The organism is Pseudoduganella sp. GW821-FHT12E03 (assembly GCF_058807115.1).
In genome coordinates this window covers 417,467-434,577 of sequence record NZ_JBXAQJ010000005.1, presented here as the reverse complement: position 1 = coordinate 434,577, position 17,111 = coordinate 417,467, and the positions used below count along the sequence as shown (strand labels likewise).

Annotated in this window: 16 protein-coding genes; 12 read left to right on the top strand and 4 right to left on the bottom strand. The window is 61.0% G+C overall.

From position 1 onward, the window contains the following. Window positions 1-423, top strand: a complete 423-nt coding sequence (locus tag AC1RRC_RS15455) for an ExbD/TolR family protein (protein ID WP_493056371.1) — start codon at window positions 1-3, stop codon at window positions 421-423. Then, window positions 423-749, top strand: a complete 327-nt coding sequence (locus AC1RRC_RS15450; RefSeq protein ID WP_493056370.1) for a barstar family protein — start codon at window positions 423-425, stop codon at window positions 747-749. Before AC1RRC_RS15455 ends, AC1RRC_RS15450 begins: the two co-directional genes overlap by 1 nt. Here AC1RRC_RS15450 and map read toward each other — a convergent pair. Next, window positions 741-1,529 carry a type I methionyl aminopeptidase gene (map, locus tag AC1RRC_RS15445; RefSeq protein ID WP_493056369.1) on the bottom strand — a complete coding sequence of 263 codons (789 nt, stop codon included), beginning with the start codon at window positions 1,527-1,529 and terminating at the stop codon, window positions 741-743. The two genes, AC1RRC_RS15450 and map, sit on opposite strands and share 9 nt — an antisense overlap. Continuing rightward, complete coding sequence (locus AC1RRC_RS15440) at window positions 1,522-1,752, bottom strand: ParD-like family protein (RefSeq protein WP_154380003.1); 231 nt, start codon at window positions 1,750-1,752, stop codon at window positions 1,522-1,524. The genes map and AC1RRC_RS15440 overlap by 8 nt, the downstream gene beginning before the upstream one ends. A gap of 108 nt (window positions 1,753-1,860) precedes the next feature. Between AC1RRC_RS15440 and AC1RRC_RS15435 the strand changes: the two genes are divergently transcribed. Beyond that, complete coding sequence (locus tag AC1RRC_RS15435; RefSeq protein WP_493056368.1) at window positions 1,861-2,328, top strand: DUF3291 domain-containing protein; 468 nt, start codon at window positions 1,861-1,863, stop codon at window positions 2,326-2,328. A gap of 7 nt (window positions 2,329-2,335) precedes the next feature. On the opposite strand, the gene AC1RRC_RS15430 is transcribed toward AC1RRC_RS15435, so the two are convergent. Together AC1RRC_RS15430 and AC1RRC_RS15425 are read right to left on the bottom strand one after the other, a co-directional pair. Beyond that, window positions 2,336-2,701 carry a VOC family protein gene (locus AC1RRC_RS15430; RefSeq protein ID WP_493056367.1) on the bottom strand — a complete coding sequence of 122 codons (366 nt, stop codon included), beginning with the start codon at window positions 2,699-2,701 and terminating at the stop codon, window positions 2,336-2,338. A gap of 262 nt (window positions 2,702-2,963) precedes the next feature. Continuing rightward, complete coding sequence (locus AC1RRC_RS15425) at window positions 2,964-3,716, bottom strand: DUF6597 domain-containing transcriptional factor (RefSeq protein ID WP_493056366.1); 753 nt, start codon at window positions 3,714-3,716, stop codon at window positions 2,964-2,966. A 100-nt stretch (window positions 3,717-3,816) separates the two neighbouring features. Here AC1RRC_RS15425 and leuS point away from each other — a divergent pair, with 100 nt between their 5' ends. The 9 genes from leuS to AC1RRC_RS15380 all read left to right on the top strand — a co-directional run bounded on the left by leuS (window position 3,817) and on the right by AC1RRC_RS15380 (window position 17,107). Further along, complete coding sequence (gene leuS, locus AC1RRC_RS15420; protein ID WP_493056365.1) at window positions 3,817-6,459, top strand: leucine--tRNA ligase; 2,643 nt, start codon at window positions 3,817-3,819, stop codon at window positions 6,457-6,459. Window positions 6,460-6,463: 4 nt separating this feature from the next. Further along, entirely contained in the window at window positions 6,464-7,036 is a 573-nt protein-coding gene (locus tag AC1RRC_RS15415; RefSeq protein ID WP_493056364.1) for an LPS-assembly lipoprotein LptE, read from the top strand. 1 nt (window position 7,037) lies between these two features. Then, on the top strand, window positions 7,038-8,054 hold the full coding sequence (gene holA / locus AC1RRC_RS15410; RefSeq protein ID WP_493056363.1) for a DNA polymerase III subunit delta: 1,017 nt from the start codon (window positions 7,038-7,040) through the stop codon (window positions 8,052-8,054). A gap of 16 nt (window positions 8,055-8,070) precedes the next feature. Further along, complete coding sequence (locus tag AC1RRC_RS15405; RefSeq protein WP_493056362.1) at window positions 8,071-9,342, top strand: glutamate-5-semialdehyde dehydrogenase; 1,272 nt, start codon at window positions 8,071-8,073, stop codon at window positions 9,340-9,342. 14 nt (window positions 9,343-9,356) lie between these two features. Further along, a complete protein-coding gene (locus AC1RRC_RS15400; protein ID WP_493056361.1) occupies window positions 9,357-9,782 on the top strand; it encodes a CopD family protein in 426 nt (141 codons plus the stop codon). A gap of 82 nt (window positions 9,783-9,864) precedes the next feature. Continuing rightward, a complete protein-coding gene (locus AC1RRC_RS15395) occupies window positions 9,865-11,067 on the top strand; it encodes a THUMP domain-containing class I SAM-dependent RNA methyltransferase (RefSeq protein ID WP_493056360.1) in 1,203 nt (400 codons plus the stop codon). 142 nt (window positions 11,068-11,209) lie between these two features. Then, the gene (locus AC1RRC_RS15390) at window positions 11,210-12,493 is read left to right on the top strand and encodes a multidrug effflux MFS transporter (RefSeq protein WP_493056359.1); all 1,284 of its coding nucleotides are present in this window, start codon (window positions 11,210-11,212) and stop codon (window positions 12,491-12,493) included. A 206-nt stretch (window positions 12,494-12,699) separates the two neighbouring features. Next, window positions 12,700-14,847, top strand: coding sequence for an HDOD domain-containing protein (locus AC1RRC_RS15385; protein ID WP_493056358.1), 2,148 nt, complete (start codon window positions 12,700-12,702; stop codon window positions 14,845-14,847). Window positions 14,848-14,854: 7 nt separating this feature from the next. Continuing rightward, window positions 14,855-17,107 carry an EAL domain-containing response regulator gene (locus tag AC1RRC_RS15380; protein ID WP_493056357.1) on the top strand — a complete coding sequence of 751 codons (2,253 nt, stop codon included), beginning with the start codon at window positions 14,855-14,857 and terminating at the stop codon, window positions 17,105-17,107. Window positions 17,108-17,111: the final 4 nt, after the last annotated feature.

Below are 17,111 nucleotides of genomic sequence, written 5' to 3'. Positions count from 1 at the left end.
ATGGCGTTCGGCGGATTCAATCACCACCGGCAAAAAGAAGCGATGTCGGACATTAACGTCACGCCCATGGTGGATGTGATGCTGGTGCTGTTGGTGATTTTCATCCTCGGCGCGCCGGTGTTTACGGGCGCCGTGAAACTCGACTTGCCGCAGGCCGAGGCGCAGGCGGCGCAACAGCCGGCCGCCACCGTGACGGTGGCGATTGACGCTGCCGGCGCACTCTATTGGAACAATCAGGCGGTGACGATGCCGGTGCTGGAACAGCGCCTGCAGGAAGCCGCGAAGATGGCGCCGCAGCCGGAATTGCAGCTGCGCGCCGACAAGGACACCCGTTACGAAACGGTTGCCCAGGTGATGGGGGCGGCGCAGGCGCGCGGCCTGGAAAAGATGGGCTTCGTCACCGACCCCAAGGATAAAAAATAATGGCTACCGCAGAATTGAACGGCGCAGCAATCAAGGATTTCGCCACCTTCCACAGCGCATGCCGCGTTGCATTCGGTTTCCCCGATTCGTATGGCGACACCATGGATGCGTGGGTCGACTGCCTGTCTTACTTGCGCGATGAAGACGGCATGACCAAGTTCCGCCTGAAGCCGAATGAAGTGCTGGAAATCGTCATCAAGGATGCCGCGGCGATGCAGGCGGCAGCGCCGGACATCGTCGAAGAAATCACGTATTGCATTGGCGGCATCAATGAGCGCTATGAAGATTATGGCGAGAAGCCGGCGCTGAAACTGACGTTACGCTGATTCCCCCGGCGCCAGCGACAGCACATCAAACCCCGTCTCCGTCACCGCCACCATATGTTCCCACTGGGCCGACAGTGACCGGTCCGCCGTCACCACGGTCCAGCCATCAGGCATCTGGCGCGATTGCGGCTTGCCCGCGTTGATCATCGGTTCGATGGTGAACAGCATGCCTGGCTGCAGCACCATGCCCGCGCCCGGGCGGCCGTAATGGCGCACTTCCGGTTCTTCGTGGTACACCAGGCCGATGCCGTGGCCGCAATAATCGCGCACCACGGAATAGCCCGCTTCTTCCGCCAACTGCTGGATTGCATGGCCGACGTCACCCAGGGTCGCGCCCGGTTTGACGGCGCGGATGCCTGCCCACATCGACTGGTACGTGGTTTTCACCAAACGCTCGGCTTGTTTCGAGGGCTGGCCCACGTAATACATGCGGCTGGTATCGCCATGCCAGCCATCCTTGATGACGGCCACGTCGATATTGATGATGTCGCCGTCGCGCAAGACGCGTTTGGGCGATGGGATGCCGTGGCAAATCACTTCATTGACGGACGTGCAGATCGACGCCGGGAAGCCGCCATAGCCGACATTGGCCGGGATGACTTTCAGCTCGTCGACGATGTATTCGTGGCACAGTTTGTCGAGGTATTCGGTACTGACGCCGCCCTGCACATGCGGGCCGATCATGGTCAGCACATCGGCTGCCAATTTCGCGGCCACGCGCGCTTCTTCGATTTGCGCGGGGGTCTTGATCAGGATGGCGTTGTCTTTCTTCTTACGCATGCACGCCTCCCGCCATGGCGTCCGCCAGGGTGAGGCCGCCTTCGCTGGAGGCGGTGCGCATCAACATCTGGCAGATGTCGCTGTAGCGCAAGTCGGGATTGGTTTCGGCCAGCAAGCCGATACGCAGCCAGTGCTCGGCCTGCGCATTGATCGAACGGTTCAGTGCCGTGCTCGCGATGCGCAGGTTTTCATGCATCTGGTCGGAGATTTTTACGATGCCCATGGAGTATGAGTTATATATGAAGTGTATATGAAACGTATATTACCATGAATTGGCAATGGCGCCAGGGTGGTAAAGCATGTTATTTTTAATGCAACCACAGGAGATGCTATGCCCGCTTATGAACTCGCCCAACTGAACATCGCCGTCATGAAGGAGTCACTGGAATCGCCAGGCATGGCCGATTTCGTGGCCAATCTGGATCGTATCAATGCCCTGGCCGAGGCATCGCCCGGCTTTATCTGGCGCTTGCAAACGGAAGAGGGGGATGCCACGGCGGTGCGCCCGATGGGCGAGGATACGCTGGTCAATATGTCGGTCTGGAGCGATGTCGAGGCGCTGAACAGCTATGTGTACGGTGCGGCGCATGTGGAAATCATGCGCCGCCGTCAGGAATGGTTTGAACGGATGCGGGAAGCGTATATGGTGTTGTGGTGGGTGCCCGCCGGTCACCGCCCCAGTGTGGCGGACGCCATCGCCAGGCTGGAGTTGTTGCGGGCAAATGGTCCCACCGAAGCTGCGTTCACGTTCAAGGCAGCGTTCCCGCCGCCGGATGTGCCGCTATCGGATGCCGCGTGAACCTGGTTCAGCGCACGTCTTCCAATTTAAACAGCGGGTTATAAATCAACCCCAGCAAGTTCCCGTACGGGTCCGCCAGTTCCGCCACCTTGATGCCTTCGCCGACATCCTGGATCGCCGCATGCACGGATGCGCCCAACCCGGTGATGCGCTCGACTTCCGCTTCAATATTATCGACGCCCCAGTACGCGCAGCAGCCGGCCACACCGGGTTCGCCATCCGGCACCAGACCGAGTTCAAAGCCGGCGATGGCAAAACCCACATAGAACGGCTGGTCGAAGTAGGGCGCCGTGCCGAACACTTCCGTGTACCACGACTTGGCTTTATCCAGGTCGCTGACGGGGTACTTGACGGTGCGCAGGCCGTTGATCATCTTGAGTCTCCTGAAAAGGTTGCAATGCAGGCATGATGCCACGCCGCCGGCGGGCGCGATTGGAAAAATGGAAAGTGATGCAGGTGAGCCCTGTCACCGCCGCCTGTCTGGTAAACCGACTGTAATGTCGTCTGAAATGGTCTGATTTCATTGGCTTTGCTCTGTTTTTCGGAAAACCAGTTCAAAAAAGGCGAAATCAGAACAAATCAGATGGTATCCCAGAACGTTTACCGTACAGGGTTGAATGGGACGCAGGCCCCAGTCACGCGCAGAATCCTTCCGGCGTGCTGTCGGCAAACTCCCGAAAATCCCGGATCAAGTGCGACTGGTCGAAATAACCGCAGTCCAGCGCCAATTGCGCCCAGTCCAGCGCGGCCGGATCGGGGCCCCGCAGCGCCCCGGCCGCGCGGCGGAAGCGCTGGATGCGGGCGTACAGTTTCGGCGACAAGCCCACGTGCGTGCGGAATTGCGCCGCCAGGTGCTGGCGCGACACGCCTAACTGATCGGCCAATGACTCAATCCTCACAGCGCCGCCGCTGCCATCGAGCATGGCCAGCGCCGTGCCCACCAGCGACGGGCCCGCCGGCAATGCCATCACTTGCAAGCGCGACAATAAATGCTGTTCGATCAGCGCCAGCCGCGCCGTATCGTCCATGCCGTCCTGCCACAGCAGTTCCGCCAGCCGGTCCACGCCGCCTAACGCACGGAATTCCGTCACCGCCACGTCGAGGTTCGTCAGTTCATGCAACGGCACGCCGAGAAACCAGCCCGCCGCACCGGGCAGGAAGCGCACCGCCACGGTGCGCACGGGCGCGCCCAGCGGCACGTGGATGGCGCGTGTCATCATGCCGACCGCAAAGGCGGGCCGGCCGGCATCCTGCCACAGGATATCGATGCAATTGTCCGGCAACACCCGGTGCGACGCCCCCGGCAAGCCGCCGGCGGAATGACTGCGCCACAGGCACGCGACGTAACGGCGCAGCAGGGGATGCGGCGGGATTTCTTCGTAGACCATGGGGTATATGACTGTGCGTGCTAACTGAGGGCGCGAACCAGTATAATGAAAGGTTCATATTCATCAATATCCACCAATATTCCTACTGGCCGCAACCATCATGCAAGATAAATATAGTCCCGCCGACGTTGAAAAAGCCGCCCAGGCCCACTGGAAAGCCATCGATGCCTACAAGGCCGTCGAAAACGACCCGCGTTTCCCTAAAGGCAAGTATTACGCTTGCTCGATGCTGCCATACCCTTCGGGCAAGCTGCACATGGGCCACGTGCGCAACTATACGATCAATGACGTGATGTACCGCTACCTGCGGATGAACGGCTACAACGTGCTGATGCCGATGGGCTGGGATGCGTTCGGCATGCCGGCGGAAAACGCGGCGATGGCCAACAACGTGCCGCCTGCCAACTGGACGTACTCCAACATCGCCCATATGCGTTCGCAAATGGAGATGATGGGCCTGGCCATCGACTGGTCGCGCGAAATGACCGCGTGCAAGCCTGAGTACTACAAGTGGAACCAGTGGATGTTCCTGAAGATGCTGGAAAAAGGCATCATTTACAAGAAGACCGGTACCGTGAACTGGGACCCGATCGACCAGACCGTGCTGGCCAACGAACAGGTGGTCGATGGCAAGGGCTGGCGTTCCGGCGCGCCGATTGAAAAGCGCGAAATCCCGATGTACTACGTGCGCATCACGGACTACGCCGATGAATTGCTGGAGTACGTCGACACCAAGCTGCCAGGCTGGCCGGAGCGCGTGCGCACCATGCAGACCAACTGGATTGGCAAGTCGACCGGCGTGCGCTTTGCGTTCCCGCACGAGATCAAGGGCGCCGACGGCGCATTGATCCAGGACGGCAAGATGTATGTGTTCACCACCCGTCCCGACACCATCATGGGCGTGACCTTCTGCGCCGTGGCCGCCGAGCACCCGCTGGCCGCGCACGCCGCCCAGGACAAGCCGGAACTGCAAGCGTTCATCGCTGAATGCAAGATGGGTTCCGTGATCGAAGCCGACATGGCGACGATGGAAAAGAAAGGCATGCCGACCGGCCTGTTCGTCACGCACCCGCTGACGGGCGAGCAAGTGGAAGTGTGGGTTGGTAACTATGTCCTGATGACCTACGGCGATGGCGCCGTGATGGGCGTGCCGGCGCACGACGAGCGCGATTTCGCGTTCGCCAACAAATACAAGCTGCCGATCAAGCAAGTCATCACCACGGCTGAACAGCCTGAATACTCGGCCACGGAATGGCAGGAATGGTATGGCGACAAGGAAGTCTCGGTCGTGACCAATTCCGGCAAGTACGATGGCTTGAACTACGCCGCCGCGGTCGATGCGGTGGCCGCCGACCTGGCCGCCAAAGGCCTGGGCGAAAAGAAAATCACGTTCCGCCTGCGCGACTGGGGTATTTCGCGCCAGCGCTACTGGGGTACGCCGATCCCGATGATCCACTGCGAATCCTGCGGTTCCGTACCGGTGCCGGAAAAAGATTTGCCGGTGGTATTGCCGGAGGATTGCGTACCGGACGGCACCGGCAACCCGCTGAACAAGCATGAAGCCTTCCTGAAGTGCGACTGCCCGAGCTGCGGCAAGCCGGCACGCCGCGAAACCGACACCATGGACACCTTCGTGGATTCGTCGTGGTACTACATGCGCTATACGTCGCCGGGCGCCGACGCGATGGTCGATGCCCGCAACGATTACTGGATGCCGATGGACCAGTACATCGGCGGTATCGAACACGCGGTCATGCACTTGCTGTACGCGCGCTTCTGGACCAAGGTCATGCGCGACTTCGGCCTGGTGAAGTTCGACGAGCCGTTCGTCAACCTGCTGACGCAGGGCATGGTGCTCAATGAAACGTACTACCGCGAAGATGAAGCCGGCAAGAAAACCTGGTACAACCCGGCCGACATCGAACTGACCACCGACGACAAAGGCCGTCCGCAAAGCGCGTTGCTGAAAGCGGACAACCAGCCGGTGCACATTGGCGGCACGGAAAAGATGTCGAAGTCGAAGAACAACGGTATCGACCCGCAAGCCCAGATCGAGCAGTACGGCGCCGACACGGCCCGGTTGTTCACGATGTTCGCTTCGCCGCCGGAACAGACCCTGGAATGGTCCGGCTCCGGTGTGGAAGGCGCGAACCGCTTCCTGCGCCGCGTGTGGGCGTTCGGCTATGCACAGAAAAACGCGATTGCCGCAGTTGGCGGCGCGCTGGTGGGCAATGCCGTGACCGATGCGCAGAAAACCCTGCGCCGCGAAGTCCACAAGATCCTGCAGCAAGCCGATTACGACTTGAAGCGCATCCAGTACAACACCGTGGTGTCGGCTTGCATGAAAATGCTGAACACTTTGGAGTCGGCCAAGCTCGATGATTCGGCGGAATCGAACGCGGTGATCGCCGAAGGCTTCGCGATCTTCCTGCGCTTGCTGAACCCGGTGGCGCCGCACATCACGCACGTGCTGTGGGACGAACTCGGTTACGCCAAGGCCGCCGGCGACTTGCTGAACGCGCCATGGCCGCAAGTCGATGCGTCCGCGCTGGAACAGTCGGAAATCGAGATGATGATCCAGGTGAACGGCAAGCTGCGCGGCTCCGTCAAAGTACCGAAGGCTGCCGACAAGGCCGCCATCGAAGCGGCGGCGCTGGCCGAGGAAAGCGTGCAAAAGTTCATCGAAGGCACGCCGAAAAAGGTCATCGTGGTGCCTGGCAAGTTGGTCAACATCGTGGTGTAACGCTATGACGACGCATTCCGGTAATCACACGAATGGCCGCCGCACGCTGGGCAAGTTCTTGCTGGCGGCAGCGCTGGCCGGTTCCCTGTCCGCCTGCGGCTTCCACCTGCGCGGCGATGGTGGCCATTACCGGCTGCCATTCCCGTCCATGTACGTGGGCTTGCCGGAATCGTCGCCGCTGGCGATCGACTTGAAACGCAACATCCGCGCCAATGGCAGCACCGAGGTCGTGGGTGACCCCAAGCTGGCCGATGGCGTGATCGAGGTCTTGACCGATCCCGAAAAAACCCGCAGCAAATCCATCCTGTCGCTGAACAGCAATGGCCGTGTGCGTGAGTACTTGCTCACCTATACCATCATGTTCCGCGTGCGGGATAAATTGGGCAATGAATTGCTGGCGCCCACGCAAATCTCGCTGAACCGCCCGATCACGTTCAATGAAACGCAATTGCTGGCGAAAGAGCAGGAAGAAGCGTTGCTGTACAAGGATATGCAGACCGACCTGGTGCAGCAAATGATGCGCCGCATGGCGGCCATCAAGCCGGTGGCGCTGATGTCGATGGCGCCAAAGGAATGACATGCAGTTAAGGCTGGAAGCGCTGGACGCGCATGTCGCGAAAACCTTGGCGCCCCTGTATGTGATCACCAGCGACGAGCATTTGCTGGCGCTGGAAGCGGCCGACAAGATCCGCCGCGCGGCGCGCGCGCAGGGCTATTCCGAGCGCGATGTGCTGACCGTCGAGCGCAGCTTCAAATGGGGCGAACTGCTGGCGGCCAACCAGGCGCTGTCGCTGTTTGGCGATAAAAAGCTGATCGAGCTGCGCATCCCTTCCGGCAAGCCGGGCAAGGATGGCGGCGCGGCGCTGCAAAATTACGTGAAAGACCTCAGCCCGGACAACCTGACGTTGATCACGTTGCCGAAGCTGGACTGGCAGACGCAAAAGGCCGCCTGGGTGGCGGCCTTGCAGCAGGCTGCCGTGTATATCGACATCCCGAATGTCGAGCGGGCGCAATTGCCCGGGTGGATAGGTTCGCGCCTGGCCGCCCAGGGGCAGGGCGCCGACCGCCAGAGCATTGATTTCATTGCCGACCGCGTGGAAGGCAATTTGCTGGCGGCGCACCAGGAAATCCAGAAACTGGGCTTGCTGCATGAAGCGGGCAAGCTCACCTATGAGCAGGTACACGATGCCGTGCTCAATGTGGCGCGTTACGACGTGTTCAAACTCAGCGAAGCCATGCTGTCCGGCGATCCCGCGCGGCTGGTACGGATGCTCGAAGGGCTCAAGGGCGAAGGCGAAGCCTTGCCGCTGGTTTTATGGGCGGTCTCCGAGGAAATCCGTACGCTGCTAAAATTGAAGGCCGGAATGGCGCAAGGCCGGCCACTGGGGGCGTTGCTCAAGGAGTACCGCATCTGGGGACCGCGCGAGCGCATGATGGAACCTGCCCTGCGCCGTATATCGCTGCCCACCCTGGAACGGGCGATGCAGGATGCGGCGCAGGTCGACAAGATGATCAAAGGCTTGCGCGCCAAAGCCTATGCGGGCGACCACTGGGACGCGATGCTGCAATTGGCGCTAAAAGTTGCACGTGGTTGACGACTGAGGATTTGAAATGGATATCAAGCAGTACATGGAACAAGTGGGCCAGCAGGCGCGTGTCGCATCGCGCGCCATGGCCCGCGCCGATTCCGCGCAGCGCAACCGCGCGCTGCTGCTGATCGCCGAAGCGATCGAACGCGAAGCGGAGCTGCTTCGCGCCGCCAACAAGCAGGATATGGACGCGGCGGCCGCCAACGGCCTGGCGCCGGCCATGCTGGACCGCCTGGCGCTGTCGGATGCCGCCATTAAAACCATGGTGGAAGGCTTGCGCCAGATCGTCGCGCTGCCGGATCCGATTGGTGAAATCTCGAACATGAAATTCCGCCCGACCGGTATCCAGGTCGGCCAGATGCGCGTGCCGCTGGGCGTGATCGGCATCATTTACGAAGCCCGCCCGAACGTGACGGTGGACGCCGCCGGCCTGTGCATCAAGAGCGGCAACGCGACCATCTTGCGCGGCGGCTCGGAAGCGATCCACTGCAACCGCGCGCTGGCCAAGCTGGTCAAGGAAGGCCTGCTTGGGGCCGGCCTGCCGGAAAACGGCGTGCAAGTGGTCGACACCACGGACCGCGCCGCGGTCGGCGCCCTGATCACGATGCCGCAATATGTGGACGTGATCGTGCCGCGCGGCGGCAAGGGCTTGATCGCGCGCCTGATGGAAGAAGCCACGGTGCCGATGATCAAGCACCTCGATGGCATTTGCCACGTGTATATCGACGCCAGGGCCGACCTGCAAAAAGCGCTCGATATCGCCTTCAACGCCAAATGCCACCGCTACGGCACCTGCAACACGATGGAAACCCTGCTGGTGCACCGTGCGATTGCACCGCAAGTGCTGCCGGAACTGGCCAGGCTGTACGCCACCAGGAGAGTGGAATTGCGCGCCGATGCCGAGGCGCACGCGATCCTGGCCGGAGTACAGTATGCCCACCTGGCGCACGCCACGGCAGAAGACTGGGCCACCGAATACCTGGCGGCGATCCTGTCCATCAAGGTCGTCGGCGGCCTCGATGAAGCGATCGACCATATCAATACCTGGTCGTCGAAACATACGGAAGCCATCGTCACGGAAGACTACACGGATGCGCTGCGCTTCCTGCGCGAAGTCGATTCGTCGTCCGTCATGGTCAATGCCTCGACCCGCTTTGCGGACGGCTTTGAATATGGCCTGGGTGCGGAAATCGGCATTTCCAACGACAAGCTGCATGCACGCGGCCCGGTCGGACTGGAAGGACTGACGTCGCTGAAGTACGTGGTGTTCGGCCACGGCGAAATTCGCAAATAAAAAGGGCTCAACGCATGTTGTGGGTGAAAGCGTTTCACGTCGTCTTCGTCATTTCCTGGTTCGCCGGCATGTTTTATTTGCCGCGCATTTTCGTCAACCTGGCGATGGAAAAGGAAACCGTGGCAACCGAACGGTTGCTGCTGATGGCGCGCAAGCTGTACCGCTTCATGATGATGCTGTCGGTGCCGGCCGTGTTGCTGGGTGCGTGGCTGGTCTGGACCTTGTACCTGGAAGGCGGCGGCAAGATGCCGGGCTGGCTGCATGCCAAGATCACGCTGGCGGTGCTGGCAATCGGCTATTCGCACGCGTGCGGCAGCCTGCTCAAGAAATTCGAGATGGGTAAGAACCAGCGCAGCCACACGTGGTTCCGCTGGTTCAATGAAGTGCCGGTGCTGCTCTTGGTTGGCATCGTAATCCTGGTGATCGTACGGCCATTCTGACCAGAATGTGTCACACCCTGGGGTCTGACCCCAGGAAGCGGCGCCAGCAGTAGTTTTCAATTAACGGATAAAAGGTTCCCCTATGGCTTCCTATTTTTGCCCATGCCCGCGCGGCATGGAAGCGGCATTGGCCGAAGAACTCGGTGAAATCACCCAACTGCCTGGCAGCACGCTGAAAGTGCACAACCAGGTGCCGGGCGGTGTGCACTGTTCCGGATCGCTGGAAGATGCGTACCGCGTCAACCTGCACTCGCGCATCGCGTCGCGCGTGCTGATGCGCATGGCCGCCGGCGGCTACAAGAATGAAAACGATATCTACGACTTGACCCTGGCACAGCCTTGGGAAGAATGGTTCGGCACCGACCACACCATCCGCGTCGATGTCACGGCGGTGAAATCGCCTTTGAAGAGCCTGGAGTTCACCACGCTGAAGATCAAGGATGCGATCTGCGACCGCTTCCGCGACATGTATAACAAGCGGCCGTCGGTCAATACGCGCGAGCCGGACATGCGCATCGTCGGCTTCCTCGACCAGCACCAGTACATCGTCTATCTCGACACGTCCGGCGAAGCGCTGTTCAAGCGCGGCTGGCGCGATGAAACCGGCGACGCGCCCCTGCGTGAAAACCTGGCGGCGGGCTTGCTGCGCGTCTCCGGCTGGAAGCCGGGCGTGCCGCTGTTCGACCCGATGTGCGGTTCCGGCACCATCCTGTGCGAAGCCGCGCAAATGGTGCAGGGCATTCCACCGGGCGCGCGCCGCCGTTTCGCGTTCGAGAAATTCCATGACTTCGATCCGCAGCCGTGGATGGACATGAAAACCGCGATCAAGCCCAATCCGCTGCCGGCCGAGCCGACGATTTTCGGTTCCGACATTTCCGGCGACATGGTGGCCATGACGCGCCATAATTTGCGCAGCGCCGGTATCCTGTTCGAGGTGCCGCTCAAGCAGATCGAAGCGCAGCAAGTGCAGGCGCCGACCAGCGTGCCGGGCATCATGCTGACCAATCCGCCGTACGGCGAGCGTATCGGCGTGCGCGGCGACAGTACGCTGGGCGAAGACGAACTGGCGACCACGTTCTATTCGGCCTTCGGCACCACCCTGAAGCAGCGCTTTGCCGGCTGGACCGCGTTCCTGTTCACTGCGGACCTGGGCTTGCCTAAACTGCTGCGTTTGAAGGAAGCGCGCAAGACGCCATTCTTCAACGGCGCGCTGGAATGCCGCTTGTTCCGCTTCGATATGGTGGCCGGGTTCAACCGCCGCGAAGAAGCGAAGCCGAAGGCTTAATTTCCGTCGTGTTGTGACAACGTAGGGCGGGTTCCACGAACCCGCCATGCATGCGCCGCCGGGACGCATGCATTGCGGCTCGCTAAGCGAACCGCCCTACGCATTCAATGCCGCGTGTTGGCGGCGCAATGAGGACTCCCAGATGTTCCCAGACTCCCCCGCCAGCACATCCTCTGACGACGTCCACATCCCCCCGCCCGAACCCAGTCACCACAAACCGCTGTCCCGGGTCGCCCTGGCCTTCGTGCTGGCGTCACTGTCCATGCTGGGCCCGTTTTCCATCGATGCCTACCTGCCTGCGTTTCCCGACATCCAGGCCAGCTTGAACGCGTCGCCGCTGGAAGTGCAGCAAAGCCTGACCGCGTACATGCTGGCATTTGCCGGCATGGTGCTGTGGCATGGCGCACTGTCCGATGCCTTTGGCCGGCGCAATGTGGTGCTGGTCTCGCTGGTGCTGTTCGCGATCGGCACCATGGGCTGCGCGGCGTCCGCGAACGTCCATTATTTATGGTTCTTCCGCGTGCTGCAGGGCGTGTCGGCCGGCGCCGGGGTGGTGGTCGGGCGGGCCATCATCCGCGACCGTTATGCCGATGCGCAGGCGGCCCGGCTGCTGTCGATGGTGACCATGATCTTTTCCATCGCCCCGGCGCTGGCGCCGGTGTTCGGCGGTTATATCGTCAAGCACCTGAATTGGCGGGCGATTTTCCTGTTCCTGTTCGTCTATACGATCGGACTGTTTATTGTGTGCTGGCGGCGTTTGCCGGAAACCCTGCCGTTGCATAAGCGGCAACCGTTCAATCCCCGCTATTTGCTGCACAACTACCGCACGGTACTGGGTTCGCCGCTGTTCCACATCAAGGCGACCGTGGTGGCGCTGAATTTCGCGGGCTTGTTTGTCTACATTACCGCCGCGCCCTTCATGCTGCCGCAACATCTGCATTTGGGGCCGGACCAGTTCGGCTGGCTGTTCATTCCCGCCGTCAGCGGTATTTTCCTGGGCGCGCTGTTCGCCAACCGCATCGCGGGCAAGATCTCGTTTGCGCGCCAGATCGCGATCGGCTTCGGCTTCATGCTGGCGGCGGCCGCCTGCAATGTGCTGTACCACCTGTTCCAGCCGCCCGCATTGCCCTGGACCGTGGCGCCGCTGTTCTTTTACACGATCGGGATGTCCACGGTGTCGCCGGCTGCCACCCTGTTAGGTCTTGATTTGTTCCCGCACTTGCGGGGCACGGCGGCATCTTGCCAGTCATTCACGGTAACACTGCTGGCGGCGGTGGTGGCGGGGGCGATCGCACCGGCGCTATGGCACTCGGTGTTGTGGCTGGCCTACGGTCAACTCACTTTTACGTTGACAGCGCTGGCATTATGGTTGACGTCAAGACAATACCGTAGCATGCTACTACGCCAGCCGGACGGTGAGTTATAACGGCAACTTTAGAAAATAGTTTAGGGTAATGCCCTGGTCTGATAAGTTGCCGACTTCGTTTGTGCTAGTATGATTTTTCCATGCAAAAAAGTTGCCATGCATCACTATCTGTGGTCAGATGGCTTTTTATCATTTGCTAAGCGCCGATGCCGTTGGGCGCTTGCACTTTCGTCGACGTCCACTCTTAGCGGCAAATGCTTGATACGATGCATCAATCAGACAATGACATCCGCAATCGCTTGCTGATTGCCCGTCTGCCGGCCATGCCGCAGATATTGATCAAGTTGATCGAGCACTTGCAGGCGGACGACGCCGGCATGCCGGAGCTGGCGGCGCTGATCGCCAAGGACGCCGGGATGACCAGCAAGATCTTGGCGGTCGCCAACAGTTCCGCCTATCACCGCAACGGCCGCGCGGTGGGACTGGAACAATCCCTGGTGTCGCTGGGCACGGACATGATCAAGACGCTGGTCATCAGCGAATCCGTATTCCAGACCTTCAACAGCTTCCCCCATTCCGGCAGCACCGACTTGCGCGCGTTCTGGAAAAGTTCGCTGACCACCGCCGTGATTGCGCGCGATATCGCCAAAAACCTGGAATACCCGCACGTCGAAGAAGCTTACCTGGCGGGCTTGCTGCATAACGTGGGACGCCTGGCTTTGCTGGCCACCGCCCCGAAAGAATATGCGTTCAATTTCACGGCGCGCGACGACGAAGACTTGTGCGCAGTCGAGCAGCGCACCCTGCAAATCACCCATGCCGAAGCCGGCGCGTGGCTGATCGAACGCTGGAACCTCGATTCCTTCCTGGCCGATTCGGTGCTGTACCACCACGAACCGGTCAGCCGCCTGGAATCGGCCCATCCGCTGATTCGCATCGTGCGCCTGGCGCACGTGCTGGCCAATCACGACGATGTGGATGAAGCCGTGGCCACCGGCGCGGGCCTGTGCAGCCTGGAGGGCGAGACGCTGCATGCGATCGTCAAGGCCGCCGCGCGCCAGGTGGAAAAATCCGCCGATTACCTCGGCATCGATCTGGCCGGCGCGGACGATATCGTGCCGCCGCCCGCCTACATGCCGCCGGCCGATCCGGTGCAGCAGCGCCTGTCCGAAGAAGTGCGCAACATGGTGCTGGTCCAGGAAATGGGCCAGACCTTTGCGCGCCAGCAGGGCGAAACCGGCATGCTGGAAGCGATGACACGTTCGGCGCGCATCCTGTTTGATTTCAGTTCGTGCGTGATCTTGCTGGAAAACCCGACCGGCCAGGCGCTGGTCGGCGTGGCCGCCGGCGAGCACCAGCAGCGTCTGGCCGAGTTTTCCATTCCGCTGGCCAAAGGCGGCGCGATTGCGGCCAGCGCGCAGCAGCGCAAGCTGGCGCTGCTGACCCGGGTGGGCCAACCGAACCTGGGCATCGCCGAAGAACAATTGTTCCGTATCCTCGGTTCGGAAAGCCTGGTCTGCCTGCCATTGGTGGCGGGCCAGCGTTGCCTTGGCGTGCTGATTGGCGGTACGGCCGCCTGGCAATTGCCGTCGTACCAGAAGCGCGAGCGCTTCCTGCAGGCGTTTGGCAACCAGGCCGCATCGGCGCTGGAAACAGCGCTCAGTGAGCGTGGCCATGCGCGGCGCCAGATCGCGCACGTGGCCGAGGAATACCGCGAAGCGTCGCGCCGCGTGGTCCATGAAGTCAACAACCCGCTGTCGATCATCAAGAATTACCTGTCGGTGCTGGACTCCAAACTGGCGCGGCGTGAACCGGTGGTCGGCGAAATGTCGATCCTGAACGAGGAAATCGACCGCGTCGGTCAACTGATCAATGGCCTGGCCGACTTGCAGCCGACCGACACCACGCAAGTCACCAACGTCGCGCGGGTGGTCGATGATGTGCTGCGCCTGTTCCGCGCCACCGAATTCGTGCCGGCCTCGGTGCAGATCCTGGTACGCATGCAGGATGAGCCGGCGGAAATCGATGGCGACGCGGACGTCCTCAAACAAATCCTGGTCAACCTGATCAAGAACTCCGTGGAAGCCCTGCGCGGCGGCGGCAAGATTGAAATCGCCAACCGTGGCCACGTCAACCGCGAGCGCCGCCTGTACCTGGAACTGGTGGTCGCCGACAGTGGTCCCGGCATGCCGGCCGATGTGCTGGCCAACCTGTTTACGCCGGTGCGCAGCGACAAGGAAGGTAAACACCATGGGCTGGGACTGTCGATCGTCCACAGCCTGGTCAAGAAGTTAAACGGCATGGTGACATGCCGTAGCGGGAAAACCGGCACTACCTTCGAAATCCTGCTGCCGGCCCGCGGCAGCTCCAGCCAAATCGCCAGCGTACAAGCGCGGGCGATGGATTCAGTCTAAATCCGAGATGAACGCGACTCCTGCCAACGCCCAAACCCTGCATCTGGCAACTGACGCGCCGCACGCGGTACCGCTTACCAGCGATTACTGCCCGCGGCTGTTACTTGTGGACGATGAACCCCGATTGCTGTCGTCGCTGTATGAATTGCTGCGCGACCGCGATTACACCCTGGTCACGGCCACGTGCGGCAGCGAAGCGCTGGCGCAGCTGAACCGCCTGCACTTCGACCTGGTGCTGCTTGATCTGCGCCTGCCTGACATGAGCGGCCATGAAATCATGGATTTCATGAACGGCAAAGGCATCGATGCCGACGTGATCGTGATGAGCGGCGACGTCGGCATTGAAGCGGCGATCGGCGCGCTGAAACGCGGCGCCTATGACTACCTGCGCAAGCCGTACAGCCGCGAAGAATTGCTGAAGACCGTGGAAAACGCGCTGCAGCAGCGCCGCCTCGCGGTTGAAAACCAGCGCATCGCACAGCGCCTGGAAAATTCCGAGCGCATGTACCGCTACCTGGTCGACAGCTCGCCGGACATCATTTACACCTTGAACCACGAAGGCCACATCACCTTCGTCAATGACCGCGCCTACCAGTTGCTGGGTTTTACGCGCGATGAATTGATCGGCCGGCATTACTCGGTGCTGGTGCATGACGAAGACCAGGAACGCGCGCGCTATGTGTTCACCGAACGCCGTGGCGACGAGCGCGCCTCGCGCAACGTGGAATTGCGCCTGCGCTGCAAAGGCAATGGCATCGAGCGCACGTTCAGCAATACCCTGATGACGATACCGCTCAATGCGATCGGCATGCACGTGCCTGAGAGTGAACATGCGCGGCACCAGCATTACGGCATTTACGGCGTGGCGCGCGACATCACGGACCGCAAGCGCGCGGAAGAAGTGATTTCCTACCAGGCATATCACGACATCCTGACCGACCTGCCGAACCGCATGCTGTTCAAGGACCGCCTGGGCCTGGCCGTGATCCAGGCCAAGCGCAAGCTGACCGAACTGGCCGTGATGTTCGTCGACCTGGACCGTTTTAAACTGGTCAACGATACGCTGGGCCATGTGAAAGGCGATGAATTGCTGCAGCAGGCCGCCTTGCGCCTGAAAGACTGTTTGCGCCGTGGCGATACGCTGGCGCGCCAGGGCGGCGATGAATTCACCATTGTGCTGCCGGAATTGCGCGACCGCCAGGATGCGAAAGTCATTGCGGAAAAGTTCCTGGAAACCTTGCAAAAGCCGTTCGATCTCGATGGCCACCAGGTCCACATTTCCGCCTCGATCGGCATCGCGATTTATCCGTCCGACGGTGAAACCATCGATGAATTGCTGCGCCATGCGGACATCGCGATGTACCAGGTGAAAGCGCTGGGCAAGAACGGCCACAGCTTCTATCACAACTCGATGCTGGACATGTCGCACCAGAAGATCGCGCTGGAACAGGCACTGCGCCGCGCGCTGGAAAATAATGAGCTGGAAATGTATTACCAGCCGCAGGTCGATGTGAACACCGGCCGCATCACGGGCGCGGAAGGCTTGATGCGCTGGAATCACCCGCAGCGCGGCTTGCTGTCGGCCGGCGAGTTCCTGCCGTTCGCGGAAGAAAACGGCTTGATGCTGCCGATTTCCGACTGGATGCTGGGCGCGCTGTGCCGCGACCTGCTGCAGTGGAACGCGGCGGGCGGCGAGCATATGCGCCTGTCGCTGAACCTGTCGCCGCAATACCTGGACCGTGGCGACTTCTTTGAAAAGATGCGTGGCGCGCTGACGCGCTATGGCATTTCGCCGGCGCAGATCGAAGTGGAAATCACGGAAAACATTTGCATCCGCAATCCGCTGTATGCGATCGAACAGTTGAATAAACTGTGCCAGCTGGGCGTCTCGGTGGCGATCGACGATTTCGGCACCGGCTATTCATCGCTGTCTTACCTGCACCGTTTCCCGATCCACACCCTGAAGATCGACCAGTCGTTTGTGAAGGAAATCCACGACGAGCATGGCCACTATCCGGTCATCCTCGCCATCATTTCCATCGCGCGCGGCCTGGGCTTGCACTTGGTGGCGGAAGGCGTGGAAACCGCTACGCAGGCGCGCTACCTGCAGGCCAACGGTTGCACCACGATGCAGGGTTACCTGTACCACCGGCCGATTTCGCTGACGGACTTCATTACGGTGCTGCAAAGGCAGGAAGCGGGCGACCTGTCGCCGCAAGTGCTGCACGCGGCGCCGTCGATGGTGGCGATCCAGGCATAAGGCA